Here is a 24,675-nt window from a genome sequence, read left to right on the forward strand (position 1 = left end):
TATAAACTATATTAACGGCCAAGGGCGGTGAGACTTTGCCAAAAAAGCGTCAAGGTGGCTGCTGTCCCGACACCAAACATGAGAGAGCGGCCAAGGGGAAAGTTGGCAATGTAGCAGATGCTGTACAAAAAGCGAGCGGCAACAAAACTCAGGCTGGCGATCGCCACTGTTGAATTATTCACCCCCACAAAAAGGGTCAGCAACACTGCCGCTGCAAAGGGCATAAAGGTTTCAAAGCTATTTTCGTGTGCCCACACCGCCCGCTGCGCAAAGGGCGGCAGTTTCTCAAAGAGGGCACGGGGAGCCGCCATATCAAAGCCCGCCTGCAAGCGCCCCACCACAACAAAAATGTAGGGGAAATAGATCAGTAGCGTTGCTGTCAGTAAACTAGCGGCCAGTAGCCAAGGGATATTGCTCAACATTACCTAGACTCGCTCCAACATTGGTAGAGCACCACTCAGCATCCTATCCGTGGGGGGCAATTCCTCACAGAGGATTTCGCAGGCATTGTTGGGACTTTCAATCAACTTCACCTTATGCAGCGTCGCACCCAACTGGCGAATCGGCTCCTGCAACAAATGAGCAATGTAAATGGCGATATTCTCTGCCGTCGGCACCACCGTGGCAAAATAGGGAATATCCTTATTCAAAAACGTGTGATCCAAAGGTTCAATCACCTGTTCCTTGAGGATCTCTTCGAGCTTGACCAAATCAACAATCATGCCCGTACGCGGATGAATGGCGCCCTTGACCGTAATCTCCACGTGGTAGTTGTGGCCATGGCCGTGGGGGCGGGCACACTTGCCATAGATGCGGCAGTTTTCTTCGTAGCTGAGATCCTCAAGGGCTAGGCGATGCGCCGCACTAAAGTGAGTACCAACAGAAAGATAGGCTTCCATAGGGTCTCCCGTGTAGTCCGCCCAAAGGCGGGGATGTTCATACAGTCGAATACGCACAAGGGGTAAGTGGGGAAAGAGCCGATCCCAAATCACCCGCGCGATATGTTCAGTTGTCGGTAACGTGGCTTGAAACTCTGGCCACACCTCATTGAGATAGGAAAAATTCAGAGGTTCAATGACTTCACGGCGAATGATGTGTTTGACATCCGATAGGTTCAACACCATGCCAAAGTCATCAACAACGCCGCCCATCGAAACAAACAACTCATAGTTATGACCGTGGCCGGGAAAGCGACTATTGGCACCAAACCGAGCCAAATTCTCCGCGTCAGACCATTCTGGCAACCAGTAGCGATGACTGGCGGCAAACTCAGCACGGCGGTGAATAATACAATTCATGTCGAGTTATGAAGATTTGCAACAATTCAGCAATCTCCCCCTATCCTAACGGATTTTGGTTTCCCCAACCATTGGCTTTTTGGGCACATTTCCCTAAAGTCCGCCAAGGATGAAAGGCTTTTGCCGCACTTGGCCAATCAGCCAGCGGAGACTATGGTTACTAAGAATGGACACAGGCCCCATCACCATCAAAGATTTCACCTCTGCGCGGCTAATTTTGACCACACCCCCCGGTTGCAGCATCGCCGTCGAGTGAGTGAGTTCCCGCAGGGTGGCATAGGCAAAGAGCAGCGGCAGCACGCAAAAGAGGCGAATCGGAATTGCCGCCTTAGGCACCGACAGCAAGTAGGCTTGGGCTTCATCGAGATCATGCCAAGCAAGGGCAATCAATTCCTTGATGGCTGCATGATTTTGCTCAAGGTATTCAGCACTGAGGATGGACTGGTGGCTACTGCCTTGGAGCAACAGAGATTCATTGGGAATATAGATTGAGTTTTCGTGCTCGGCATCCCAAGCAATATCCTTGAGAATGTTCACTGTTTGCAGCGCTTCACCAAAGGCAGCGCAGCGCTTAAGCAGCACTTGGTATTCATCGGCACGAATGCTGGGGGAATGCTCATACCACAAATCCGTCAGGAGATAGCCAACGGTACCCGCGACATAATAACAGTACTCTTTATATTCATCGAGGGTTTGAATGCGAATGCCATTGGGGTAGAGGTTAATAAACTTTTTCATCCCATGCACCATTTCGCTGACCCAGCGTTGGACGTGCTGTTGGGACGTGAGGGGCAAAGAACGGTAGAGGGCAAAGACAAGTCCCGTATTTTTCACCAGTTGTACGTGGGCTGGCTCCCCCTGAACCCCCCGTGCGGTTTCACCATAGCTATTGGCCAGATCAGCACTGTCAAAACACTCCAACAAGTGATCCAATAGAGCTGTTTTTGCGGGGATACTGGCAACTGGATCATCCTCAACAGTATCGGCAATGCGACAGATGAGATAGGCCACAAGAACCGCCCGACCCAAATTTCCGGGAAGGAAGCGAATACTGAGGGCAAATGTGCGCGAGACTTGGGGAAGGATTTCTTGGCAAAAGCGCTCAGCATCCTTGACGGAAACTGGATTCTCCAGCACCATTTGAATCATATGGGGGTTCACTCCTACACGCATTGATCGATAGTTGAGTCAATCCTCGACCGTTCCTTAGGCCAACGCTCTAGGGCAGGCAATTCGCGATTCTCCAAAAGGGTCTCGCGATCGCAACCTAGCAGGGGACGACTGCCACAAACAGGGATTGAGCAAAGTCTATAGGTATCATACTCATTTTTGTTAGTCTAGGTGGCCTGTGACAGTTGCCCAGATTGGCTGAGGTAGAATGGCGGATAGCTCACAATTTGCCAGAACAATAACATAGCTTCAACAATTAACAACGGTATCAGATTTGGCGGAAAATGCCTCTTGTTTACCATAGCGGACGCTTGAATGTGACACTCTTTCCATTGGTCAGTTTCTAAATTGCCCGCGATCGGCCTATTCAAAAGTTCGGCGGGTCGGGAGTGTGATAGGTGATGGATTCGCGTACAATTCTGGTTGGCTGGTTGCGAAGCCAGTTCGCGGAGGAAAAATCGACTGGCTTCGCACGTTTAAGACGGGTACCTGATACGCATGTGATTCGTTTCCTCGATCACTTCGCAAGCCTTAACGAAGTCGAGCAAACGAGTATTGCCGCAGTTCTATCCGAGTGGGCCTCGTACCCCTTGTCGGGTACGCCGCTTCCCCAGACTATCTACGAGCAGTTCGCTCGGGCGACAGCGATTCCAGGTCGATCCGGTGGGTTGCGCTACACGAATGTGAACCTCCTCGCCGGTCTAAAGAAAAAGCACGGCGATCTGGTGAACTGGTTTCAAAGCCGTGGAATCGGTGGCATGGCCCTGCAGTTGCCGGAACTCTTGGTGCGCGATGTCAGCGAATTGGTTCCAGTCAAGCCAGCGAGTTTACGCCGACTTGTGCGGACCGCATTTGCCCAACGATTCGCCGCAACTGATCGAGACATGGGCAGCGAGATCTGGTGTTACGACGGCACGCTGGGCGAGTCGTCGGTGCGGGTGATGGTCCGCTACTCGGGAAGAATGTCACGGCCGCAACTGGATTACCAAGTCCAAGTTCGGTCGGCGAACCAAGTGAGGACACTGCCGCCGCTCTGCTTCGAGTCGGTTTTGGGCGTGGGCTTTGGCCAGTGGGATTACCTTACAACGGTGAATGCCGAGCGCTCTGTGGAGCTACTCGGCGAACTCGTCGAGTCCGTTGTGAACTTCGCTGAACGGCTCCCGGTCTTAAACGGGGCCGAACCAGGCGTTGCAGCCGACGGCGGTCCAGAGCAGGACTGCTGAGCTGGGTCGTTCGGCGGCGGAGGGGCGATGGCTCAGTGGGGGAAGCCTGAGGTTGAGCGGCTGAAGCCCACGGTCACCCCGGCCGGGTTCCGCTACGTCAAGAAGGACGAGAGCTTCGTCCGGGCGATCGCTGGCGGGCGACAGAAGCTCGGGGTAGCCCTCTGGAACTACAACCCGCTGTTCGCGTTCTCGCTGACGATGACGGTCCGGCTCGACGCGGTCCAAGCGATCCTGAATGAGTTCACCGGCTCGCCACCGCGGTTCCACGGGATCACCACCACGTCGTTCAGGCAGTTGGAGTTCCTCGGGCTTCGACGCGAGCAACCAGCCGTACCGTGCGATGGCGGGTGTAGCGGTGGCCCGACTCGCGCGCGAGCCACGGTGGGAGCAACTGGTCGCCGCCTACCGGGCGCAACTCGCCTTCACTCTCTTTCTCATCGCGCTGCCGGCGCTGGTTGGTCAAATCTCAGTGGTTTGGATGGGTATGGCTATTTGCTTCAGTGCCATCATTTTTGGGCTGTCCCATTTGCCAGCCCTCACGAGTTCAGGCAGTAACCCAAGCTTAACAAGTGTATCTTTAATTCTCGGCGGCAATATGCTCTTTGGCCTCTTGGCGGAGTACTTGTTTTGGCAGTATGGTCTAGAAGCAGCGATATTTGCATTTGCCCACGCTCTTGCCCATGGGCTAGCAGTAGCACGCCCCATGATAAAACAATGACCTCATGCCTCATCCTTGTGCCCCAAGGGGCAGAATATCAAGCCGTACAACGGGGGCTACAGGCGTCCAAGGGGTCGATTATTCCGATCCGAGCAGGGGCAGCCGCAGTGACCACACCGGCATTGATTAGTGCCCTTGAGGAATCCCCTGACATGGTTCTCATCTTGGGGGTCTGTGGCGGCTTACGTCCTGATGACCGCGTCGGTGAAGTGGTGGTTTATACCACGTGTCAAGATGAAGCAGGGCAAACGTATTCTTTAGACCAGACGTTATCGGCGAAATTCGCGCCTGCGTGGCGACGGGTGAAAGGCATCACAACCGCAAGACCCCTTTCTCAGGCTCAGGAAAAACAGAGCCTTGCAGTTCGCTGGGGGGTGGAGGTGGTGGATATGGAAGGGGTACCACTCCTCAAGGCTTTAGCAGGAATGCCAGTGGTGATGGTGCGGGTGATCAGTGATGGCGGCGATCGCGACCTACCCGACTTGAGCCCAGCCTTTGATTCTCAAGGCAATTTGTGTCCGGGGCCACTGGCTATCGCGATGCTGCGCAACCCCCTTGCGGCGGCACACTTGATTCAAGGCAGCCTCAAAGCCCTCAAGGTGCTCACAAGAATTGCCCCAGAGATTGTTCAGCAACTCACTCGCTAGGATAGAGTTGACCAGCGGGGAAAGAAATGTGGCGGAACTGATTGGTCAAATTTTGGGCGATCGCTATGAACTCCTGCGCGAACTGGGGTCTCTGCCGGGGCGGCGCACCTATCTGGCGTTGGATCGGCGGCGCTATGAACAGGTGGTGCTGAAGCTGCTGCTCTTTGGTAGCGGCATGACGTGGGACGACTTTAAGCTCTTTGAACGGGAGGCGGCTGTGCTGCAAACCTTGGATCACCCGGCTATTCCCCGCTATCTCGACTACTTTGAAATCAATACTCCTGATCTCAAGGGCTTTGCTCTGGTGCAAACCTACATTGAGGCAAAATCCCTCGCCACATGGCAAGCAAAAGGACGAGTTTTTGGCGAAGAGGATTTGCGGTTACTGGCTGATCGCCTGCTGGATATTTTGATTTATCTCCACAGTCGTCAACCGCCGGTGATTCACCGCGATATTAAGCCCACGAATATTCTCTTGGGCGATCGCTCCGGTCATGATCTTGGCAAGGTCTATCTTGTGGATTTTGGGGCAGTACAAACAGCGATCGCAGGCAGCACCCGAACTGTGGTTGGTACCTATGGCTATATGCCCCCGGAACAATTCGGCGGTAAAACCTTGCCCGCCAGTGATCTCTACGCCTTGGGAATGACCCTCATCTACTTAGCAACCGGCACTCCCCCCGATGAGCTGCCGCAAAAGGAACTGCGGGTTCAATTTCAACCCTTGGTCTCCTTGAGTCCCCCCTTTATCCGCTGGCTCGAAAAAATGGTTGCCCCTGCCCTGGAGGAGCGATTTGACTCCGCGACTGCGGCTCGCCAAACCCTAAAGCAACTGGACACCTCACCCCACGAGGCCTCACCCATAACAAAAACACCCCCCTACGGCTCCCGCCTACAGGTGAGAGAAACGCCCCAAGGGCTACTGGTGCAAATTCCCCCTGTTGGATTTAATGTCGGTCTATTCTTCCTGATTCCCTTTGCCGTGGCTTGGAATGGGTTTTTGGTGGTCTGGTACACTCTAGCGATTAGTTCTGGCTTTTGGCTGATGGCTGTTTTTGCCACCGGTCATCTTGCTGTCGGTTTAGGCCTCATTGGCAGCATTCTTCACATGCTATTGGGATGGCAGGTGCTAATGGTCACCCGTAAGGATCTGCGCTTCTACGAACATATCCTTGGTTTCCGCTGGCGTCCTCCCAAAGTTCTCCCCCTTGAAGTGATTGAACAGATTGAATTTCAGCCCCAAGGCACGTACTGCGATCGCGAGGGCGATCGCCAAGATCTATCGAGCAAACTGGTGATTCGTGCCGGTAGCCAAGCGATCAAATTGACTGAAAATGGCCTTGGCGTGACCTCAAGGGATGTGGAATGGTTGGCCTACACCCTTGGCCGCTATCTGGGGCGACGGGTCATACAGGCTCGTCAGAATGTCCGAAGTGTTTGAGGACATCACCACTAACGCGGCAGATACGCCAGTCAGGTAGCACAGTCGCACCGACGCGTTCATAGAATTGAATCGCAGGAGTATTCCAGTCCAAGACGCTCCACTCGATACGGCCATAGTCGCGATCGCTGGCCAGCCGGGCTAATGCCTTGAGTAAAGCAGTGCCCACCCCTTGACGCCGATAGGCAGGGAGGACAAACAAATCCTCTAGCCAAAGGCCGGGGCGCGTGAGGAATGTGGAGTAGGTGGTGAAAAACAGGGCATAGCCAATGACTTCTGCGGGGGTATGGGCAAGGAGTACCTCGGCATAGGGACGATCGCCAAATAAATGCTGCCGCAGCGCTTCCTCTGTACCCGTTACTGCGTGGCTGAGCTTTTCATAGGCCGCAAGGGCTTGGATCAGTTGAAAGATGATTGGAACATCCGCCGGGGTCGCTGGACGAATCGCAAAGGAGAAAGACACGCCAACCCAACTAAATTGAGCGCAGCCAGCCGGCACTCAGAGCAACGGTGAGCGCCATAAACAACACCGTCAATGTCCAGGTAGCACGGTTTAACGTGGTTTCTGCACTTTTGGTGCTGGTAAAGAGTTGGGCTTGACCGCCAATACCACCGAGGCCATCCCCCTTGGGACTGTGGAGCAAGACCAGGACAATCAGGCCAACTGCTGAAAATGCCCACAGACCAATGGCAATTTTTTCAATCATCTTCAACCTCGCTGGCGATGCGAATCTATACAACATGACCTCTCCCTCATCTTACCGCAAGCCTAAGAGCCAATGGCACAATACAAGATAGGCGTTTTGAACGTGCCCCATGAACCAGCAAAATCTGCTTCAGCAATTGCTTTTAATTGGTGTCGGCACCACCTCCCTTGTGGCCGAAAAGTTACGTCAAGTGAGCAACCAATGGGTGAAAGAGGGACGCCTCAATGCCGATCAGGCCAAGGCAATGGTGGATGAAGTCCTTGCCCACCTTAAGGAAGATGCTGCCTCCCTCGATGAAGCGGTGCAACGACAAACGCGCCAGTTTTTAGAGAGCTTGGGGGTGCCACAACAGTCAGAAATTGATGAATTGCGGGGACGTATTGATCGCCTAGAACGAGATGTTAGGGAGTTAAAAAATCGCTCATGGTAAGACAATTGGGGCATCGAGCCTACGGCTGGCTCCTCTGTGGTATTGTCCTAGTAGTGGTATGGTTGGTGGCCGCTCCGATCGCGATCGCCAGTGTGCCGCTGGAAGCGTCAACGGAGGCTGCGGGACTTATGGGGAATCCAAAGGTGGTGACTACCCCTTCAGGTTTGCAATACGAAGATATTGTTGTCGGCTCAGGGGCACAGCCTCAAGTGGGCGATCGGGTGACGGTGCACTACACAGGAATGCTCACCAATGGCCGTATTTTTGATAGCTCCCGCGATCGCGGCCAGCCCTTCCAATTTCAAATTGGTGTCGGTCAAGTCATCAAAGGCTGGGATGAAGGGGTTGGCTCAATGCACGTGGGGGGTCAGCGGCGGCTGATTATTCCCCCAGACTTAGGCTATGGGGCACGCGGTGCGGGTGGGGTCATTCCCCCCAATGCAACGCTGATTTTTGACGTTGAACTTTTGGGTGTGCAATAGGGCAAGGGATGCCCAAGGCCAAGGTACTGTACATCTGCCGCGAGTGTGGTGCCGAGTCCCTGCAATACTTTGGTCGCTGTCCCAACTGTGGTCAGTGGAATACCCTTGATGAGCAGGTGGTTACCCCAGTAGAGACCACTGCTCGACGCACAACCCCTCGAAAATCGACCACTCCCCACCCCCTCAGCGCCAAGGCCTTAGGAGAGATTAGCGAACAGACACAGAGCCGTTCTGCCTCTGGATTTACTGAGTTGGATCGGGTTTTAGGAGGGGGGATTGTTGTTGGCTCCCTCGTGTTGGTGGCCGGCGAACCGGGAATTGGCAAGTCCACGCTTTTGTTGCAGATGGCAGCCACCTTGGGGCAACAGCAGCGGGTGCTCTATGTCTGTGCAGAGGAATCGGCGCAACAGGTGAAATTGCGATCGCAACGCTTGGGCATTGCTGCCCCCTCTTCCCTTTATCTCTTGGCCGAGACGGATCTAGAGGTCATCTTGCAGGAACTGACCCATCTGCAACCCCATCTGGCGATTATTGATAGCATCCAAGCAGTGTATCTGCCCCAACTGACGGCTGCCCCGGGATCCGTGTCTCAGGTACGTGAGGGAACCGCCGCCTTGATGCGCTTGGCCAAGCGGGAGCAGATGAGTCTCTTTATTGTGGGTCATGTGACAAAGGAGGGGGCGATCGCGGGTCCGAAGGTGCTGGAACATTTGGTGGATACCGTGCTCTACTTTGAGGGGGATCGCTTTGCCAGTCACCGCCTCGTACGCGCCGTTAAAAATCGCTTTGGTGCCAGTCAAGAAATTGGCGTTTTTGAAATGGGGGCGCAGGGCTTAGCCGAGGTCACGAATCCCTCCGCGCTGTTTTTGGGCGATCGCGAGCCAACCCCCGGTACCGCCACCATTGTTGCCTGTGAAGGTACCCGTCCTCTTGTGGTTGAGTTGCAAAGTTTAGTTAGCCCCACCAGTTATCCCTCTCCGCGCCGCACGGCCACAGGCATTGAGTACAATCGTTTTTTGCAAATTCTCGCTGTCCTAGAAAAGCGCCTAGGGGTGCCCCTCTCCAAGCTAGATGCCTATGTGGCGTCCTCAGGGGGGCTGAATGTGGCGGAACCCGCTGCTGATCTGGGGGTAGCAGTGGCTGTTGTGGCTAGTTTTCGCGATCGCTGGGTGCAACCCCAAACCGTAATTATCGGCGAAGTGGGCTTAGGGGGACAAGTGCGAGCGGTCTCTCAATTGGAGCTACGGCTGCGGGAGGCGCTGAAGTTGGGATTTCGCCGTGCCATTATTCCCGAAAGCCAAGCCTGTGCGATCGCGGGGCTAGAGATTTATCCTGTCCGTCGTGTCACCGATGCCATTGTGGTTGCCCTTGCCCCCATGACCACTGAGGAATCCCCATGAGGCTTATCTTTGCGAGTCCAATTTATCCCTCAGAGGTTGGAGACGGATACCCCATTGGTGGAGCGGCAGTGCAAAGCCAGTTGTTACAAGATACACTTCCGCCATCAACGGGCTCAGTTGCTGACACAGTTCGCCTAGGCGATCGCGAAAACAGCGACCACTGGCATAGGCAGGAACGACTCCCCAGCCCACCTCTTCGGCGACAAAAATGAGTCGAGCGGCACAGACTTCCACACTCGCTAGAAATTCGGTAACGGTTTCTTGCCATTGATCTTGGAATTGCTCTAGGCAATTGGCCACCCACGTTCCCAAGGAATCCACAAGGGCACAATGATCAGGCGGCAGGTCACGCAGCAGGGCAGCCAGTTCGAGGGGGCACTCCCGCAATTGCCACTCAGCGGGGCGGCGAGCACGGTGCTGTTCAATGCGTTGCAGCCATTCCGTATCTTCTGGGGGGGCGATCGCCGTCGCAATATAAATCACCGGTTGTGCGCTTTGGGTGGCAAAGGCTTCTGCCCATTCACTCTTGCCGCTGCGACTTGGACCGGTCACCAAGACATGATCAGGCATGATGAGACACTGTTGGCTAACTCAACTGTCGGGGATCAAGACGTTCTCCCAAGCCCTCGCCAAGGAGCGACAGACCCACTACCAGCAGTGTCATGGCTAGCCCCGGAAAGAGCGTCGTCCACCAGATGCCCACCGATAACCCATCCAAGGCCTGTCGTAGATCCTGCCCCCATTCTGGTACCTGCGGCGGCAACCCTAAGCCCAAGAACCCCAATCCGGCCAAGGTCAGGATGGCATCGGCGGCATTGAGGGTAAAGAGCACGGGAATACTGGGAAGCACATTCACTAAAAGATACCGTTGCAGAATGCGGGGGGTAGAGGCACCTAGGGCACGGGCAGCTTCGATAAAGACCTCATTTTTTAGGCTCACCGTGTGGTTGCGCACAACCCGATAGTACTGGGGAATATAGGCGACACTGAGGGCGATCGCCGCATTGAGCACGCCCTTGCCGACGACAAAGGCCACTGTTACCGCCAGTAATAGCCCCGGCAACGTGTAAATCGTATCCATAAAAAACAGCAACCCGCGATCGAACCAGCCCCCTCGGTAGCCACTTAACAATCCCAAGGGCACCCCCACCACCAAGCTCAAAAGCGTTGCCACCAAGACCACCTGCAAAGCTGCTTGGGCACCAAAAATCGTGCGGGAAAAGACATCGTAGCCCAAGCGATTCGTACCAAACCAGTGCTGCGGCGAAGGCGGCGCGTGAATCGGAAAGTCAAGAAATTCTTGGGGATTGGCAATCCAACCGAGGGCTTGGCCAAGGGGAGCAAGAACCGCCAGCAGCAAAAAAGCCCCACAAATGACCGCTCCCACCAGCAATAATCGATCCGAGAGGCTGAATTTCTGCCAACGGTGGTAGAGCATCACCCTATCCCAAGAGACTGGCAAGCAGAGCCTTCTGGGCATGGAGACGATTTTCCGCCTGCTCCCAAACGCGAGACTGTGGTCCTTCAAGGACACTAGCAGTAATTTCCTCGTCGCGGTGAGCCGGCAGGCAATGGAGAACGATCGCCCGTGGATCCGCAAGGGCTAGCAGTTGATCATTAATTTGGTAGGGCTGAAAAATGGGTTGGCGATCGCCCGCTTCTGCTTCCTGCCCCATACTCGCCCAGACATCCGTATAAAGCGCATGGGCACCCTTAGCCGCTGCCTGCGGATCCGTAAGAACAGTTACTTCACTCTTACCGCCACTCAATGCCTTGGCTTGCGCCACAATATCGGGTAAAGGCGCAAACTGCGGTGGGGAAGCCACACGAATATTCACCCCCAAGAGGGCACAGCCCAGTAGTAAGGAATGCGCCACATTATTGCCATCGCCAATGTAGCAGAGGGTCAGTCCCGCCAAGGTGCCAAAGGATTCCCGTAGCGTCAGCAGATCCGCCAAAATCTGACAGGGATGCTCGCGATCGGTGAGGGCATTAATCACCGGTATCCGTGCATAGTCAGCAAACAGTTGCAGTTCCGCCTGACCATAGGTACGGATCGCCACCGCATCCAAATAGCGATCCAATACCCGTGCTGTATCGGGCAATGGTTCACCGCGCCCCACCTGTGTGGATTGGGGATTCAGGTCAATGACTTGGCCGCCCAGTTGGTACATCGCCACCGTAAAGCTGACACGGGTACGGGTGGAAGCCTTCTGAAACAGCAGCCCCAAGACCTTGGGACACTGGGGAGCCACTTTACCGATTTTCATCTGGGCTGCTAAATCCAGCAGATATTCCGCCTCTGCCCGTGAGAGGTCGGCGATGCTCAGCAAATCACGGCCCCGCAGTGTTTCCATCACAAATCTTCCCACCAAAACTGGTATCCACTCATGGTAGCAACCTCAGGAGCCTTCCAAATGTACAAATACAACCGTTTTCTCAAATGTGGGGCGCAGAACCTGTCCAAAAGTTATCTCTCCGAGGTGCCCAACCGTGGTTCTGTTCCTGCAAGGAGGCGCTGAATATTACTCTGGTGTCGCCAAATCACAAAGGCACCTGCCATCACGCTAAAGCCGACAAACGGCCACGACTGCGTAAAAAACCAAAACCAGAAGGGCAAGGATATAGCAGCAGTGATTGAACTCAGGGAGACAATGCGGCTGGCCGCCAAGACCACGAGAAACACCCCAAAGGTGGCCAAAGCCGTGGGGACATTGAGGGCAAGGAGCACCCCTAAACTAGTGGCAACGGATTTGCCGCCGCGCCAGCCCAACCAAATCGGCTTACTGTGGGCTAGAACCGCAATGAAGGCGATCGCCAGCAGCACAAATTCAAACCAATCGGTGGGTACTGTACTCCAAGATTGCCCCAAGACCCAACGCGCCAAAAGAACTGCCCCTAGCCCCTTACCCACATCTACCAAGAACGTCAGCAGGCCGGGGCCTTTGCCCACCACCCGCAGCACATTGGTTGCCCCCGTTGAGCCAGAGCCATGCTCACGAATATCAATACCCTGCAGTGCTTTCGCCAAGAGGTAGCCTGTGGGAATCGAGCCGAGCAGGTAGCTAATGAACGCCAGCAGTCCAAGGATCAATGCAGTGGTCACGGGAGCCTCCAAGGGTGACTGAAACTACTCAAAGAAATCAGAACTACGGCTAGGACGCAACTGGGGTTCAGGGGCAAAGCCCAAGAGCAAGGGATATTGCAGCAGTGAAAGGCTGACTTGAGGTTGGGAATCATCAATGAGAATTAGAGGGATGTAGTCCTCCTGCTCGAGGCGATCAGCACGAAAGGCCAAGGCATCCGCAGATTCAAAGAGAGCCACCCCCTGATCGGGGCCAAAATCTTGACGGTTAATTCCCAAGCAGTCTTGCAATCCCCGTCGCCAGTCCCCCAGCCGCTCAGGGGAATCAGCCAAAACCAAAACCCGTAACATATCGCCATAGAAGTCCCGCAGGATCGAGATGATTGCCGAGGCAACAAGGATATTTTGCAACCGACTGGGGAGCGATCGCAGGGCACCCCGTCCCCCGAGATCAAAGAACCAGCTTTCTACCCGCTCAGCATGAACTTGCTCAAACGTGCGTCGCAACTGCCAAGGGGGGCCATAGTAGTTGGGGCTACTCCGATATTGCTCTAGCAAACGGCGAATCCGATCCGCTTCCTCCTGAAATCCCTCATCAAGAACTAACTTGGGCGGCGTTGTGGCTGTTTCTGTTGAGGCAGGGGCAGTTTCCACTACAGCAGGCGCCGAGGGCAGCAATTCCATTTCCTCAACGGTGGCCGCCAACTCCTGCATGCTCTTGACGAGAAATTCCTTGAACCCCTGCACTCGAATCGCGAGTTCTTGGGAGGCACCCACAAAGTTGCGGCGTAGCTCCTGTTCAATGCGTTCCTTGCGCCGTTCTAGTTGTTCAACGGTGAGTTGCAGACTTTGTTGCCGCTCTTCAAGGGACTTGAGGCGATCGTGGACGAGACGATGAAACTCAGCATCGAGGGCTTGAATTTCAGCTTTGAGGGCATCGCGTTGAGCTTTGAGGGCAGTTAGTTCCTCTGGGGTAGGTTCAGAGGCATCAGTCACCGTAGGGTCATCCGTCATTGCGAACTGTGGAAATAAAGGCTGTGCGTGGGCAGCGTTCTTGGAGGCATTGTACTAAAGTTTTGGCGTCAAACAGAATCGGCAGAAAGTGGATATTCTTGACCTCCCGAAAATAAAAGAGGACGGGAAAGGCTGGCCAAAAGACCTCCCAGTGCTGCCATTGCTGATAGGGAAAGTGGCGAATCTGTTGGCTGCCGCGATAGACATCGAGAGCGGTTGCTGTAAACTCCAAGCGCAGCGTCGCCGCCTGCACAGCCAAAAATATCGCAAAGAGCGAAAGGGGCAAGCCCAACCACCAGCGCAGCCACCATAGGGGCAGACTCAACAGCAGTACGCCTAAAGGGACGGCAAATGAAGGTTGAAGGCGAACAGTAGCTAAGGAGGTTCCTTGCATGGTTTTACTCCTGAGGGGTCGTCGGTTCTTCTAATTGTGGCAAATCCTCTGGAGTGGGAGCCGTTTCTGGTCCAGTGACCGCTGGGGTGGGTTCATCCACAGAAGGAGAGGGTTTGGAGAGGACTCGTGGGCTGATGAGGACAGAACGAGCTGGGCTGTCTGCTTTCTTGAATTTCTTGAAGGGATTTAGACGCTGCCAGAAGGGCTTTTGCGGCGTAGACGCAGGTGCCGAAGGGGGTGTCTCAGTAGCTTTAGGTGTAGCTTTCACCGTAGGTTCTGGCGCAGGGGGGGTCTCTTCGGTAGCTTTCACCGTAGGCTCTGGCGCAGGGGGGGTCTCTTCAGTAGCTTTCACCGTAGGTTCTGGCGCAGAGGGGGTCTCTTCGGTAGCTTTCACCGTAGGCTCTGGCGTTGGCTCTGGGGCAAGGGGGGCTTGCTCTACCCGTTCAACAGTCAGTGGTCCCTCCTCTGCGGTTGATGTTGGTGCAGATTCCTGAGCAACAGGCGCTTTAGGAGCAGTAGTGGGTTCCTCAACAACGGGGCTTGGCTCTGGTGTAGGTTCGGGAGGCAAATTGCTGGGGAGTTCTGGACTGAGGCTGCTTTGGAGATTTTTCGCCGCCAGTTCTCCCCGCAGTAGGCGCGAGAGGACATCCTTGCCATTGGGTTGATAGGTGACAAGGTGGGTAATGGGGTTGTAGGGGGAGGGAATACGCTGACCGTTGCCATCCAGGAGTTCGAGGCGCACCCAGTTGTCCCCCGGCTGGAGACCCGTGAGATAGTAGGCTTGCCAGCGATCCACCGTGAAAGATTGGCCATTGATGGTGCAGCGCACCTGCCAGACGTTTTCGTTGTTGAATTGTCGATCCAACGGCAGGTTGCTAAGGTAAAAGTCGAGCAGCACAGGTTCAGCGCCATAGGTTCCGCTGGGTTGGTTGTAGGTGAGCAGGGGAAGATGAGCAGCTCGCGTGTCCTCGTCTGCGGTGTAAAGATGAAAAGTGGTTTGGGCATAGGCAAGGGGATTTTTCAGGCTTTCACCCCACGGGTACACGACAAAAGCACGGAGAAGGTGCGTTCCCGGCTCAAGGTTCGTAAATTCAATGGGGGTGTTCAGATCATAAACACTGCGGCTAGGCAGATCATCCAGCACCACCTCCACATGGGGACCTAACCCTGTGCGCTGATCCTGAAACAGGCGTAGCCCTTGGACACTTAGCTTGACGGTGACGTTGCGGCTTTGGAGGGTTTGGTTAGCTTCAGGGCTGAGAATTTTCAGCCGAGGTTCATAGCGATCAAACCAATCTTTCATATCTTCAATAGCTACAGGAGGAGCTACTTCTGCCAGCGAGCCACTGGATTTTGCCGCTGCTCTATCCCCTACCGACCAAAGAAGAATAATGCCAAGAACGACAGCGATCGCCCGTTGCCAACAGACCTGCCAACCCTTCATGCACACCTCAGATAGTTGTAGTACTAAGGACAATTTTGGCAGACGGGCTGCCCACTTCCGCAATCAATTCTTAGGAGCCGTAGATCACATGGCCACTGCTAAATTCGCGCACTTCGCCATTGCTGAGGCGCACCTGCAATGTCCCGCGATCGCTAATTCCCAAACCGATGCCCTGCCACCTTTGTTCTCCTTGGACAAGAGTGAGCGATCGTCCCCGTAGAAAATCTCGCTCCGCAGCTACCGCCGCGCACTGTGCCCGTTGCCAGCACCAAAGGAGTTCAGCACGAATGGCTGCCAAGAGTTCCAAGTCTGTGGGTACCGCTTCACAAGGATCAAGCAGCCTATGAAGACTCATGGCTTGGGGAAGGCCCATGGTTTCAACATCAACACAGCGGTTCAGCCCCACCCCCACCACCAGCCAAGGGGAACGACTTTCACAGAGAATTCCCGCCAGTTTCTTGCCCTGAGCCATCACATCATTCGGCCACTTCAATTGCAGATGGCGTTCCACCGTTGGTCGCAGCCCACTCAACGCCCGCATCACTGCTATCCCTGCTTGGACACTGGGAGCAGCGATCGCCGCCGACTGCGGCAGGATAAAGGAGGCCGTCAACACTCCCTTTGGGGACTGCCAAGCGCGGTTGTACTGACCTCGCCCCCGTGTTTGTGCCTGAGTGTAGATGACTTGACCACCATAGAGTTGATCGGCATGGTGCAATGCCCATGTATTCGTGCTCTCACAGGTTTCTAACCACACCAACCAAGGAAAGGCCATGGCGATCGCTTACTTGGGTACAGAAACAGATGGCTCAATTAGTGCCCGCAAGAGTTCTGGTTTCGGATGTGCCCCCACCCGTTCAAAAGACACCCGAAGGGTCTGATCTAGCCACTGCGCCAGTGCTCCATAGCTTTCGGCAAGTGTTGTGATTTTCGCAGCGACAAAATAGCGGTCGCCACTGTGGGGAGCTGGCACGAGAATATTCGCCGCTTGGCAGTTATTCAGCGCAATTTCAATTTGACTGCGACTAAGCTCCGCTGGGGCAGTTTCCTCAATCATGGTGGCCAGTTCTTCTAGGGGGGCAGCGCAATCGCGATGGTCAAGGAGCCACGCCAAAACATGAGCCAAGGCTGTAGGGTGAGCAATCACCACCCGTTCGTGACTGAGCAGGGCGCGATAGGTTGCCAGACTGTGGAGGGGACGCTTTTCAAAGTTGGCCATCACCACAGCACTGGGGGGAAGATGCTCCCGTAGGCCAAGACGCAGTTGATTGGCATTGCCCTGACGATGAAAGACGCAGAAGGTCGTGTTTTTGCAGATGTAGCGCAAGTATTCCGAGAACTTGACCATCCCCAACTGTAAAATGTCAAAGTTGGGCAGCAGGGCTTGCACCGCCCCTTGGACTTTACTAATGGGTAGCCCTTCCTCCCGCAGGAGCTTGCCACACTCCGAATCACGGCGGTACCAATCTAGAATCTCCCGCGTTTTGGCGATCGCTCCCTCGGCATGGCGAGCCAAGCTGACACTCAAGTTCGCACACAAACGACGATTATCGGGATCTAAGGGAATGGCCGAGGGTGTGATGCTCGGCGCCGGCGCTTCAATGGGGGGAGCGGGACTGGCGACAGGTGGTCGAGATTGTACGGTTGGATCGGGAATGTGGACAAAGGCATCACAAATGGCCTGAAAACTCTTGCCAGCCGCATCTTCGTAGGCGCAGCCAATCACCGTTTTGCCGTACTGCCGTAACTTCTTGGCAAGGGAGCCAAAACCACCATCGCCGGAGACAATCACAAACGTATCAAAGCGGTCATCCTGAAAAATCAAATCCACCACATCAATCGCTAATTGAATATCAGCAGCATTTTTGCGATTTTCATAGGAAAAACCAAAGACCTGTACAGGCTCAATGCCCAATTGGTGCATTTCACGGCGCAGTGACCCAAGGCGAGCATCACTCCAATTGGCATAGGCACGTTGCAGCAGCACCCGCTCGATCGGGTAGGCTTGGCGAATATGGGCTTGGATGGCACCGAGGGAGATTTTGGCCACATCTGCGGCTTTGATGTTGTAGCCTTTGATCAGGTTTTCAATGTCGTAGAAAATTGCAGTGCGGCGTTGGCCATTTCCAGAAGTTCGGGTTTCAAGGTGTTCCAGTCTTTCCTCTAAACGTTGGAGGAGGTCTTCGATCTGGGAGGGGATGGAAGGACGTTGACGATCTTGCACCCAAGTGCCCACCAATGCCCCCGCAGAACTGACCGCCACCACAGGAAGCGGTTCACGGGTAAGGGCGACGGCGAGGAAACCCGCCACGATCGCTCCTAAAGGAGGTATGCACCAGTTCTGCCATGCCATAATTTATTCTACAAATTCTTGGAAAAGTCCCTCTCAAACGCTGGTTTCTTGCAACAGTGCCATCCCGCGATCGCAAATCGTTTTTGCATAGTCTGTCCAGCGGCCACTCCCCCAATAGCGAAAACAACTGGTTTGCGATGTCAGCACATAGAGGAGCGCTTCGCGGTAGGCAGGGCTTTGGGTCACTTGCGGATCAGCCGCCACCAAAGGATCATAGATGCGGTGAAACTCGGCACTCAAGCGTTCCATCGGTTGCAGAACTGTCTCATAGCCCTTGACCCAACTGAGGTGATTTGTCCAAGAGGCACCCTCCATGGAGAAGTGGGGATTGGTTTGCTCGAGGTGGGCGATCGCCGCCGCAACCCTTTCTGGCGTTATCCGGCTATCTCCTAAGGTCTGCCAGAGTTGATGTTGGTGTACCGCCTGACAGCGGGGAAATTGATCGCTAGTCACCCCCTGAGTCGCCAAGAGGGCAAGGTACTCACTGCCATTGAGACCCACCACCCCCGCCTCTGGATTGGCTTTTATCTCATGCCACACCGGCATAAAGTCACGAGGATATTCATTCATCATCACACCGCCATTTTCACCATCGGCAATTTGACTCACACAGGGGGGAGCGAGGGGGGCTTGCCAGTGAAGGGCCAGATGCTTAGCTTCGTGATAAGGCTGCATTTGCGCCACAAGTTTCGTATCCGAGCCTTGGGTTTTAATCAGCACGGTTATTTCTGCCACCTCCCCTTCGGAGTTGCGAGCCACAAGTACGTTTGGTACATACTTCGCAGCGTAGGGCAGCGGCGACCCATCCAACTGTTCGACACTGTGCTCCTGTACGAGCAACCAACTGTAGCCACAGCGTTTGAGGCAGGTCACCAAGGTAAAGAGCGTATCCGGATGGTTGGGCAAATGCATTTCTGGCAGTGAAAAGCCCTGTACCCTTTGCAGCGCCTCAACCCCAAAGAGTGCCACAAACTGATGCTGCCAAGCGCGAATATGCAACTCAATGTCAGCGATTGGAGTGGAGGGAATCACCGCATGTCCCCAGCAGGTGCCCAGCCATTCCACGTAGGGAGCATAGGCATCCGCGGTAATCCGCCGCAGGGCGTCCAGTACCTCCTCCTGTCCCATCTGCTCCAGACCCCAGAGGAGGTTGCCGGAGTAATCGAGCATAATCCGAGGTTGACAGCCCTCAGCCACCAACTGCGGAATCCAGTCCCCCATGCGCCGATAACACCAGAGAAATTGGGTCGCGTTGTGATTGTCCCCCTCATGGGGATGCATCAGCATATACTGCAAGTGACTGATGAGACTGCCGCCCTCCCCCGCTGGAATGGTCGGTTGGTGCATATGGAGGGCACAGGCAAAGGCCGCGCGAATAGAGGAGAGCATTTGGGGGGGCAAGGGGGGGTAACGGGGCACTTCACTCAACGCCTGTTCCCAACCACTGAGGACAGGTTCCCCTTGAGGCGGACAGGTTGACCAAGGGAGGGTAGGGCGGGGCATGCTTCAAGCTCGAAAAACTTGGGCAGGATCAAGGCGCATCACTTTTTGAATCGCCAATAGGGAAGCACTGACACACATGGCCACGGTGGCACTAAAAACGGCTAGGGCAAGTTGGGGAGTAATGATAATTTGGATAGCACGGGCTTGCATGGTCCACATCCCCAGTCCCCAGCACAGGCCTAAACCGGGCAGATAACCCAGTACGGCCATCCACAGGGCTTGCTCAATAATAATGCGATACAAGTACCAGTCAGAAGTCCCCATTGCTTTGAGGGTGCCATACTCCTGTAGGCGATCGCTCACCGAGGAATAGAGAATTTGACTAACAATCACGACCCCTACAACCATGCCCACCCCTGCGCCTAGCCCCAAAATGAATCCCACACTGGTACTGGTCAACCAGTAGCGCTGCGTCATTTCAGTCAGAACGGCACGACTGAGCACTTGATAGTTGGGAAAGGCTGCCCGCAAGCGTTCCTGCACCTTTGCTAAATCCTCTCCCGGCTTTGCTTTAACCATGACATAGGTAATGCGGGTACTGGGGGACACCAACGGCAGAAATTCGGGAACCGGCCCACTGGTATCAAACCGAGGGAAGTTCAAGTAAAGGTTCGCCGTTTCTAACGAGGTAAAGACATAGGGGCTAGAGACAATGGATTTGACACCGCGCGTCCAGCCAATGATCGTCGCTGGATAATTATTCGCGCGACCTTGCTCCCCTAAAGCCGTGAGGGAAAGGGCATTGAGGTCAATGCGATCCACGATGACACTGTAGGGTTCCTCTAGCTCCGTCAGGGCTGCACCAGCAACTGTCGTCAAAGGCAGCAAGGTGCCTGTCGGTTCAATACCCACCACCTGCACTGGATCGATCCCCTCTGTCTCCGAACGCCGCCACATAGCGGATTGGATTAGGAGTGGTTCTGCGGCTGCAACCCCTTCAACCGCTTGGGCATTGAGGACAACTTGATACTCAATCGGCAACGTCAAGCCAAAATAACGCAGCTCGTTCGAGGCAATCCAGAAATCCGCTTGGCTTTTATTCACCAAGAGAGTGGCGGAGCGACTGAATCCCTCAAGGAGCCCCGTTTGAATGGTGACGAGACTGACAGCAAACGTGATGCCCAGTTGAGCAACGAGAAAGCGACTAAAGTCTTCTAAAAGATTTTTGCGAGCAAGGGAGACCATCTTTCTATCCTAATATGGCAAAACTCAACCTCTCGAGATCCGTTGGGTTTGCTCTTTCACCCAATTCAAATAGGTAGGAGAGCCAGCAATGATGGGTAGGGCAATGATCTCTGGGACTTCATAATTGTGCAATGCCAGTAGGCGATCGCGCACCTGCTCAAACAGAGCAACCCGAGTTTTAATGAGCAATTGCCATTCTGGATCGCGATGTACGGTTCCTTGCCAGCGGTATATTGATTGAATAGGTAGAATCTGCACACAGGCGGCGAGGTGGTCAGCCACGAGTTGATCGGCCAAGGAGAGTGCCTCGGCTTCTGTGGCCGTGGTAACCATCACCACACAATACTCCGTTAGCGCTTCCAAGCCTGCTGTCCTCGCGTCACGATTTTGATTACGTTTTGATTACGTCGATCATATCTTGAATCAATTGTGCAGTGAATGTTGTTATTACTGGGATTGGTCTGTGGACAGCGCTTGGGGACACCGCGATCGCCACATGGCAGCGCTACTGTCAAGGAAAAACGGCACTCATCGCCACGCCTGAAGGACTGGTGGGTGCAATGACCTTGCCTATTGAGAAAATTATTGCAACGACTACGACTCAAGCGCTCAACGATGCCAAATTAACAGCTCCCCTAGGCGGTGCTGGAGTGGTGGTTGGCTCCAGTCGCGGCTTCCAAGCTCAGTGGGAAATATGGTTACGGCAGCCTTCTCTTGCGCGAGAAACCTGGTTACAAACCTTGCCAGCAACTGTCTCGCAGCAGGTGGCGCAAATTGCCGGCATTCAGGGGATAGTGCTCAACCCCACAGCGGCCTGTGCAACGGGAATGTGGGCGATCGCCCAAGGGGCACTGTTGATTGAGCAGGGTTATTGTGATCTGGTGTTGGCTGGGGGTGTTGAATCCGCCGTCTCCCCTTTGACCTTGGCAGGGTTTCGGCAGTTGGGGGTGTTGGCTCAGGAGCGCGCGGCTCCCTTTGATCGCCAGCGGCAGGGATTTGGCTTAGCGGCCGGCGGTGCCATTGTCGTCCTAGAGTCCGAGGTACAGGCGCGATCGCGAGGCATTGACCCCTATGCCCGAATTGCTGGGGTGGGTCTCAGTGCCGACGCCGACCATATGGCTGCCCCCAGTGTCAACCAAACCGGTGCCCTCCTAGCAATTCAACAGGCCTTAGCTCAGGCAAATTTAACGCCGCAAGCGATCCACTGTATCCATAGCCATGGCACGGGAACTGTGCGCAATGATGCTGCGGAAGCTGCTTGGATGCGAGCCCTGTTTAGTCAAGGGGTTCCCGTCACCAGTCATAAGGGTGCCCTTGGGCATACCCTAGGGGCCGCTGGCGCGATCGCGATCGCCCTCTCCTGCCTGTCTTTGCGAGAGCAGCAGATTCCTCCCTGTGTTGGCTGTGAAACTCCCGACTTTGACCTCGACATTGTCCAACAGACCCGTACTGCTCGCTTAAAGCACATTCTCTGCTGTAGCTACGGCTTTGGTGGTCAGAATGCCGTGATCGTTCTGGCGCGTCCCTAGGAGGCAATTACCACCGTTGGTTGAGCAATCCCAAACTTTTGCATGATCGTTTTAGCCATTTGTGGGGGTGTGAGTCCCAAGTCAGCTTTTGATTCATCGGGACTAGCGTGCTCAACCAAGATATCCGGTACCCCCAAACGCAGCACCGGCACCAGAATATCCGCCTCTTGGAGTGCCTCGAGTACCGCCGAGCCAAAGCCCCCCATCAGGCAGCCTTCTTCTAAGGTGACCACGCGGCCAATTTGTTTCGCCAAAGGCAGAATCAACTCAGTATCTAGCGGTTTGGCAAAGCGGGCATTGATCACTGCGGCCCTCATGCCGTGTTCCTTGAGGATTTCCGCCACTTGCATCGCCGGATAGACCATTGAGCCGTAGGCCACCAAGAGAATATCTTCACCGGAGCGTAGGAGTTCCCCTTTGCCGATTTCAAGGGGTTCCCAGCCTTCCTCCATGAGGGCGACACCATAACCATTGCCCCGGGGATAGCGCAGAGCGATCGGGCCATCGGTGTAGTTGATGCCCGTTACAATCATCCGTTGCAATTCCGCCTCATCCTTGGGTGCCATCAGCACCATATTGGGTAGACAGCGCAAATAGGCAATGTCGTACATCCCTTGGTGGGTCGGGCCATCAGCACCGACAATCCCCGCCCGATCCATGCAGAAGAAGACGGGTAGTTTTTGGATGCAGACATCGTGAACAATTTGGTCGTAGGCGCGCTGCAAGAAGGTGGAGTAAATCGCCGCTACGGGGCGCATTCCTTGGGTGGCCATGCCGGCGGCCATCGTTACGGCATGCTGCTCGGCAATCCCAACATCAATGTATTGGTTGGGCACCCGTTTTTGGAGAATATCTAAGCCTGTGCCCGTGGCCATCGCCGCTGTAATGCCAACAATGCGCGGATCGTTTTCCGCTAATTTGGTCAGGGTTTCGCCAAACACTTTGGAGTAGCTGGGGGGCTTGGGTTTGCTGGAGGGTTTGGCCTTACCAGTGACGAGATCAAAGGGGTTTTGCGCATGGTAGCCCACTTGATCCTTCTCGGCGATCGCGTAGCCTTTGCCCTTAACCGTTGCCACGTGAACCAAGACAGGACCGGGAATCGTATGGGCATGTTGGAATGTAGTAATGAGTTCTTCCAAATTGTGGCCATCCACAGGCCCAACGTAGGTAAAGCCCAATTCCTCAAAGACGGCGCCCACCTTGGGAACCGCCAGGCGTTTCATGCCCTCCTTGATGCGCTGCATCTCCGGGGTCAGATTTTCACCTAAGAAGGGGATATGTTTGAACTGCTCTTCGAGGTTATCGGTAATAAATTGCACCTGCGGCGAGAGGCGAATTTTATTCAAATAGCGAGGAATCGCGCCCACATTCGGGGAAATGGACATCTCGTTGTCATTGAGTACTACCATCAGGTTGGTGTGGGGCAAGTGGCCAGCATGATTAATCGCTTCTAAAGCCATCCCGCCGGTGAGGGCACCATCACCAATAATGGCCACGACCTTGAACTTCTCTCCCTTGAGATCGCGGGCGATCGCCATCCCCAAAGCTGCCGAAATGCTGGTGGAGGCATGACCCGCACCAAAGTGATCAAAGGGACTTTCGCGGAGGTTGAGATAGCCAGCAATTCCTCCTTTTTGCCGCAGGGTATGGAAGTTGTTGTAGCGACCCGTCAACATTTTGTGGGGATAGGCTTGGTGCCCCACATCCCAAATCACGCGATCTTTGTCTAAGTCAAGGGTTTGGTACAGTGCGAGGGTGAGTTCGACAACCCCCAACCCTGGCCCAAGGTGTCCTCCCGTGGCCGCCACCGTTTCCAAGTGTTTGTCGCGGATTTGGGCGGCAATTTGACTCAATTGGGCAATGGACAACCCATGCAACTGGTTGGGATGGGTGAGTTCACTTAAGTGCATAGAAACCCGACCTCGCAAGATACCTAGGAGCGATAGCCTACCGCTGACCACAGAAAAACTATCTGTTGACTGATTCTAGCAAAGTCCCCCGCCGAAATTGGGCATTATTTCGCCCCTAGACACGGTGAAAAGCCGCAATAATCCCGAAACAGTTAATCATAAATTTCTAAGCTGTTTCATAGAGTTCGCTCAATTCACAAATTTCTTCCGTGGATTCATTGGCGTAATTTTCCACCCACCAAATCACTCATTGGTAAAATCGCTCCCGACCCCACTGTTACCAATAGTTGGCGAGAATTCCCCGCGCAAGGTCAGTTCCCAACCGTTTGGGGTAACCGTGGCTTGTGGCCAAGTCTTGGCAATCTCCTAGGAAGCGTTCGGTCATCGCACTGAGGTGACTCAGGGACATCTGAGCACGTTGACAAGCCCGCTCAAAGGCGGCGTTGGTCTCTAGGGAACTGGGTTTGACTGTTGTCAGGTACGAATGCGTTCTGCAAGACGCGTCGGGGCAGGAAGAAGCGAACTCGCCAAATTGCTGGAGAAAACAACTACTTTCAAGTCACCTGTCCGTGGCGGATCCGTGTTGGTGGTCACCGTGGTCCTGAAAGTATTCTCCTACCTGCCTTTGATAATCTGGGCATTCCCTATATTCCCTCCAGTACCTTGCGGGGAGTGGCTCGTGCCCAAGCCATTCGGGAAGTGATGGAAAATGAAAGCTTAACTCGGGCTGAAGCAGATAAAA

Annotated in this window: 28 protein-coding genes; 9 read left to right on the plus strand and 19 right to left on the minus strand. The window is 54.6% G+C overall.

Features of this window, described 5'->3' with window-relative positions; genetic code table 11:
• Positions 1–11: 11 nt before the first annotated feature.
• The 3 genes from IGQ15_RS00240 to IGQ15_RS00250 all read right to left on the minus strand — a co-directional run bounded on the left by IGQ15_RS00240 (position 12) and on the right by IGQ15_RS00250 (position 2,447).
• Positions 12–422, minus strand: coding sequence for an MAPEG family protein (locus tag IGQ15_RS00240; protein ID WP_297047448.1), 411 nt, complete (start codon positions 420–422; stop codon positions 12–14).
• Between the two features lie 3 nt (positions 423–425).
• The gene (locus IGQ15_RS00245; protein ID WP_297047451.1) at positions 426–1,298 is read right to left on the minus strand and encodes a 6-carboxytetrahydropterin synthase; all 873 of its coding nucleotides are present in this window, start codon (positions 1,296–1,298) and stop codon (positions 426–428) included.
• A 93-nt stretch (positions 1,299–1,391) separates the two neighbouring features.
• A complete protein-coding gene (locus IGQ15_RS00250; RefSeq protein ID WP_297047455.1) occupies positions 1,392–2,447 on the minus strand; it encodes a phytoene/squalene synthase family protein in 1,056 nt (351 codons plus the stop codon).
• 419 nt (positions 2,448–2,866) lie between these two features.
• On the opposite strand from IGQ15_RS00250, the gene IGQ15_RS00255 reads away from it, so the two are divergent.
• From IGQ15_RS00255 to IGQ15_RS00270, 4 genes are all read left to right on the plus strand, one after another.
• Positions 2,867–3,691 (plus strand): hypothetical protein, encoded by an 825-nt coding sequence (locus IGQ15_RS00255; protein WP_297047458.1) that lies wholly within the window; start codon positions 2,867–2,869, stop codon positions 3,689–3,691.
• Positions 3,692–4,046: 355 nt separating this feature from the next.
• Positions 4,047–4,409 carry a hypothetical protein gene (locus tag IGQ15_RS00260; RefSeq protein WP_297047459.1) on the plus strand — a complete coding sequence of 121 codons (363 nt, stop codon included), beginning with the start codon at positions 4,047–4,049 and terminating at the stop codon, positions 4,407–4,409.
• Entirely contained in the window at positions 4,406–5,056 is a 651-nt protein-coding gene (locus tag IGQ15_RS00265; protein ID WP_297047462.1) for a phosphorylase, read from the plus strand. The genes IGQ15_RS00260 and IGQ15_RS00265 overlap by 4 nt, the downstream gene beginning before the upstream one ends.
• A 28-nt stretch (positions 5,057–5,084) precedes the next feature.
• Positions 5,085–6,497 carry a serine/threonine-protein kinase gene (locus IGQ15_RS00270; protein ID WP_297047465.1) on the plus strand — a complete coding sequence of 471 codons (1,413 nt, stop codon included), beginning with the start codon at positions 5,085–5,087 and terminating at the stop codon, positions 6,495–6,497.
• Here the strand turns inward: IGQ15_RS00270 and IGQ15_RS00275 are convergent.
• Positions 6,463–6,960, minus strand: a complete 498-nt coding sequence (locus tag IGQ15_RS00275; RefSeq protein ID WP_297047467.1) for a GNAT family N-acetyltransferase — start codon at positions 6,958–6,960, stop codon at positions 6,463–6,465. The two genes, IGQ15_RS00270 and IGQ15_RS00275, sit on opposite strands and share 35 nt — an antisense overlap.
• A 10-nt stretch (positions 6,961–6,970) precedes the next feature.
• Positions 6,971–7,204: a preprotein translocase subunit SecG gene (gene secG, locus IGQ15_RS00280; protein WP_297047470.1), complete on the minus strand. Its 234-nt coding sequence runs from the start codon at positions 7,202–7,204 to the stop codon at positions 6,971–6,973.
• 109 nt (positions 7,205–7,313) lie between these two features.
• On the opposite strand from secG, the gene IGQ15_RS00285 reads away from it, so the two are divergent.
• Genes IGQ15_RS00285 through radA form a run of 3 tightly spaced genes read left to right on the plus strand, consistent with a single transcriptional unit; the run spans position 7,314 to position 9,516 of the window.
• On the plus strand, positions 7,314–7,634 hold the full coding sequence (locus IGQ15_RS00285) for a phasin family protein (RefSeq protein WP_297047472.1): 321 nt from the start codon (positions 7,314–7,316) through the stop codon (positions 7,632–7,634).
• Positions 7,628–8,116, plus strand: a complete 489-nt coding sequence (locus tag IGQ15_RS00290) for an FKBP-type peptidyl-prolyl cis-trans isomerase (protein WP_297047475.1) — start codon at positions 7,628–7,630, stop codon at positions 8,114–8,116. The genes IGQ15_RS00285 and IGQ15_RS00290 overlap by 7 nt, the downstream gene beginning before the upstream one ends.
• A gap of 8 nt (positions 8,117–8,124) precedes the next feature.
• Complete coding sequence (gene radA, locus IGQ15_RS00295; protein WP_297047478.1) at positions 8,125–9,516, plus strand: DNA repair protein RadA; 1,392 nt, start codon at positions 8,125–8,127, stop codon at positions 9,514–9,516.
• 3 nt (positions 9,517–9,519) lie between these two features.
• Here radA and cobU read toward each other — a convergent pair whose 3' ends face one another.
• From cobU to cutA, 12 genes are all read right to left on the minus strand, one after another.
• Positions 9,520–10,086: a bifunctional adenosylcobinamide kinase/adenosylcobinamide-phosphate guanylyltransferase gene (cobU, locus tag IGQ15_RS00300; RefSeq protein WP_297047481.1), complete on the minus strand. Its 567-nt coding sequence runs from the start codon at positions 10,084–10,086 to the stop codon at positions 9,520–9,522.
• A 16-nt stretch (positions 10,087–10,102) separates the two neighbouring features.
• Positions 10,103–10,954: an ABC transporter permease gene (locus IGQ15_RS00305; protein WP_297047484.1), complete on the minus strand. Its 852-nt coding sequence runs from the start codon at positions 10,952–10,954 to the stop codon at positions 10,103–10,105.
• A 4-nt stretch (positions 10,955–10,958) separates the two neighbouring features.
• Positions 10,959–11,873, minus strand: a complete 915-nt coding sequence (gene argF, locus IGQ15_RS00310; RefSeq protein WP_297047486.1) for an ornithine carbamoyltransferase — start codon at positions 11,871–11,873, stop codon at positions 10,959–10,961.
• 113 nt (positions 11,874–11,986) lie between these two features.
• Positions 11,987–12,622 carry a glycerol-3-phosphate 1-O-acyltransferase PlsY gene (gene plsY / locus IGQ15_RS00315; protein WP_297047488.1) on the minus strand — a complete coding sequence of 212 codons (636 nt, stop codon included), beginning with the start codon at positions 12,620–12,622 and terminating at the stop codon, positions 11,987–11,989.
• Between the two features lie 24 nt (positions 12,623–12,646).
• Positions 12,647–13,615: a DUF3086 domain-containing protein gene (locus IGQ15_RS00320; RefSeq protein ID WP_297047491.1), complete on the minus strand. Its 969-nt coding sequence runs from the start codon at positions 13,613–13,615 to the stop codon at positions 12,647–12,649.
• A complete protein-coding gene (locus IGQ15_RS00325) occupies positions 13,605–14,009 on the minus strand; it encodes a DUF3119 family protein (RefSeq protein WP_297047494.1) in 405 nt (134 codons plus the stop codon). The genes IGQ15_RS00320 and IGQ15_RS00325 overlap by 11 nt, the downstream gene beginning before the upstream one ends.
• Positions 14,010–14,013: 4 nt before the next feature.
• Complete coding sequence (locus IGQ15_RS00330) at positions 14,014–15,453, minus strand: hypothetical protein (RefSeq protein ID WP_297047497.1); 1,440 nt, start codon at positions 15,451–15,453, stop codon at positions 14,014–14,016.
• A 70-nt stretch (positions 15,454–15,523) separates the two neighbouring features.
• A complete protein-coding gene (locus IGQ15_RS00335) occupies positions 15,524–16,228 on the minus strand; it encodes a biotin--[acetyl-CoA-carboxylase] ligase (RefSeq protein ID WP_297047499.1) in 705 nt (234 codons plus the stop codon).
• A gap of 9 nt (positions 16,229–16,237) precedes the next feature.
• Positions 16,238–17,764, minus strand: a complete 1,527-nt coding sequence (locus tag IGQ15_RS00340; RefSeq protein ID WP_297047502.1) for an NYN domain-containing protein — start codon at positions 17,762–17,764, stop codon at positions 16,238–16,240.
• Between the two features lie 75 nt (positions 17,765–17,839).
• Complete coding sequence (locus tag IGQ15_RS00345; protein WP_297047505.1) at positions 17,840–19,309, minus strand: glycosyl hydrolase family 57; 1,470 nt, start codon at positions 19,307–19,309, stop codon at positions 17,840–17,842.
• 3 nt (positions 19,310–19,312) lie between these two features.
• A complete protein-coding gene (locus IGQ15_RS00350) occupies positions 19,313–20,494 on the minus strand; it encodes an FtsX-like permease family protein (RefSeq protein WP_297047508.1) in 1,182 nt (393 codons plus the stop codon).
• A 24-nt stretch (positions 20,495–20,518) separates the two neighbouring features.
• Positions 20,519–20,827: a divalent-cation tolerance protein CutA gene (gene cutA / locus IGQ15_RS00355; RefSeq protein WP_297047524.1), complete on the minus strand. Its 309-nt coding sequence runs from the start codon at positions 20,825–20,827 to the stop codon at positions 20,519–20,521.
• 101 nt (positions 20,828–20,928) lie between these two features.
• Between cutA and IGQ15_RS00360 the strand changes: the two genes are divergently transcribed.
• On the plus strand, positions 20,929–22,023 hold the full coding sequence (locus IGQ15_RS00360; protein WP_297047511.1) for a beta-ketoacyl-ACP synthase: 1,095 nt from the start codon (positions 20,929–20,931) through the stop codon (positions 22,021–22,023).
• On the opposite strand, the gene dxs is transcribed toward IGQ15_RS00360, so the two are convergent.
• Positions 22,020–23,933, minus strand: coding sequence for a 1-deoxy-D-xylulose-5-phosphate synthase (dxs, locus tag IGQ15_RS00365; RefSeq protein ID WP_297047512.1), 1,914 nt, complete (start codon positions 23,931–23,933; stop codon positions 22,020–22,022). The genes IGQ15_RS00360 and dxs overlap by 4 nt on opposite strands.
• Positions 23,934–24,210: 277 nt before the next feature.
• A complete protein-coding gene (locus IGQ15_RS00370) occupies positions 24,211–24,342 on the minus strand; it encodes a hypothetical protein (RefSeq protein ID WP_297047514.1) in 132 nt (43 codons plus the stop codon).
• 62 nt (positions 24,343–24,404) lie between these two features.
• Here IGQ15_RS00370 and IGQ15_RS00375 point away from each other — a divergent pair.
• Positions 24,405–24,675: RAMP superfamily CRISPR-associated protein (locus IGQ15_RS00375; protein ID WP_297047517.1), on the plus strand; the 271-nt coding region annotated here is incomplete at its 3' end.

The sequence above is a fragment of the Thermosynechococcus sp. M98_K2018_005 genome (assembly GCF_015295825.1).
In the GTDB taxonomy this organism is placed as follows: Bacteria; Cyanobacteriota; Cyanobacteriia; order Thermosynechococcales; family Thermosynechococcaceae; genus Thermosynechococcus.

Excerpts from the sequence above, each read along its gene's own strand:
- IGQ15_RS00240 (WP_297047448.1), bottom strand. The coding sequence starts at position 422 with ATGTTGAGCAATATCCCTTGGCTACTGGCCGCTAGTTTACTGACAGCA.
- IGQ15_RS00245 (WP_297047451.1), bottom strand. The coding sequence starts at position 1,298 with ATGAATTGTATTATTCACCGCCGTGCTGAGTTTGCCGCCAGTCATCGC.
- IGQ15_RS00250 (WP_297047455.1), bottom strand. The coding sequence starts at position 2,447 with ATGATTCAAATGGTGCTGGAGAATCCAGTTTCCGTCAAGGATGCTGAG.
- IGQ15_RS00265 (WP_297047462.1), top strand. The coding sequence starts at position 4,406 with ATGACCTCATGCCTCATCCTTGTGCCCCAAGGGGCAGAATATCAAGCC.
- secG (WP_297047470.1), bottom strand. The coding sequence starts at position 7,204 with ATGATTGAAAAAATTGCCATTGGTCTGTGGGCATTTTCAGCAGTTGGC.
- IGQ15_RS00285 (WP_297047472.1), top strand. The coding sequence starts at position 7,314 with ATGAACCAGCAAAATCTGCTTCAGCAATTGCTTTTAATTGGTGTCGGC.
- IGQ15_RS00290 (WP_297047475.1), top strand. The coding sequence starts at position 7,628 with ATGGTAAGACAATTGGGGCATCGAGCCTACGGCTGGCTCCTCTGTGGT.
- radA (WP_297047478.1), top strand. The coding sequence starts at position 8,125 with ATGCCCAAGGCCAAGGTACTGTACATCTGCCGCGAGTGTGGTGCCGAG.
- cobU (WP_297047481.1), bottom strand. The coding sequence starts at position 10,086 with ATGCCTGATCATGTCTTGGTGACCGGTCCAAGTCGCAGCGGCAAGAGT.
- IGQ15_RS00305 (WP_297047484.1), bottom strand. The coding sequence starts at position 10,954 with ATGCTCTACCACCGTTGGCAGAAATTCAGCCTCTCGGATCGATTATTG.
- argF (WP_297047486.1), bottom strand. The coding sequence starts at position 11,873 with ATGGAAACACTGCGGGGCCGTGATTTGCTGAGCATCGCCGACCTCTCA.
- IGQ15_RS00320 (WP_297047491.1), bottom strand. The coding sequence starts at position 13,615 with ATGACGGATGACCCTACGGTGACTGATGCCTCTGAACCTACCCCAGAG.
- IGQ15_RS00325 (WP_297047494.1), bottom strand. The coding sequence starts at position 14,009 with ATGCAAGGAACCTCCTTAGCTACTGTTCGCCTTCAACCTTCATTTGCC.
- IGQ15_RS00330 (WP_297047497.1), bottom strand. The coding sequence starts at position 15,453 with ATGAAGGGTTGGCAGGTCTGTTGGCAACGGGCGATCGCTGTCGTTCTT.
- IGQ15_RS00335 (WP_297047499.1), bottom strand. The coding sequence starts at position 16,228 with ATGGCCTTTCCTTGGTTGGTGTGGTTAGAAACCTGTGAGAGCACGAAT.
- IGQ15_RS00345 (WP_297047505.1), bottom strand. The coding sequence starts at position 19,309 with ATGCCCCGCCCTACCCTCCCTTGGTCAACCTGTCCGCCTCAAGGGGAA.
- IGQ15_RS00350 (WP_297047508.1), bottom strand. The coding sequence starts at position 20,494 with ATGGTCTCCCTTGCTCGCAAAAATCTTTTAGAAGACTTTAGTCGCTTT.
- cutA (WP_297047524.1), bottom strand. The coding sequence starts at position 20,827 with ATGGTTACCACGGCCACAGAAGCCGAGGCACTCTCCTTGGCCGATCAA.
- dxs (WP_297047512.1), bottom strand. The coding sequence starts at position 23,933 with ATGCACTTAAGTGAACTCACCCATCCCAACCAGTTGCATGGGTTGTCC.
- IGQ15_RS00370 (WP_297047514.1), bottom strand. The coding sequence starts at position 24,342 with ATGTCCCTGAGTCACCTCAGTGCGATGACCGAACGCTTCCTAGGAGAT.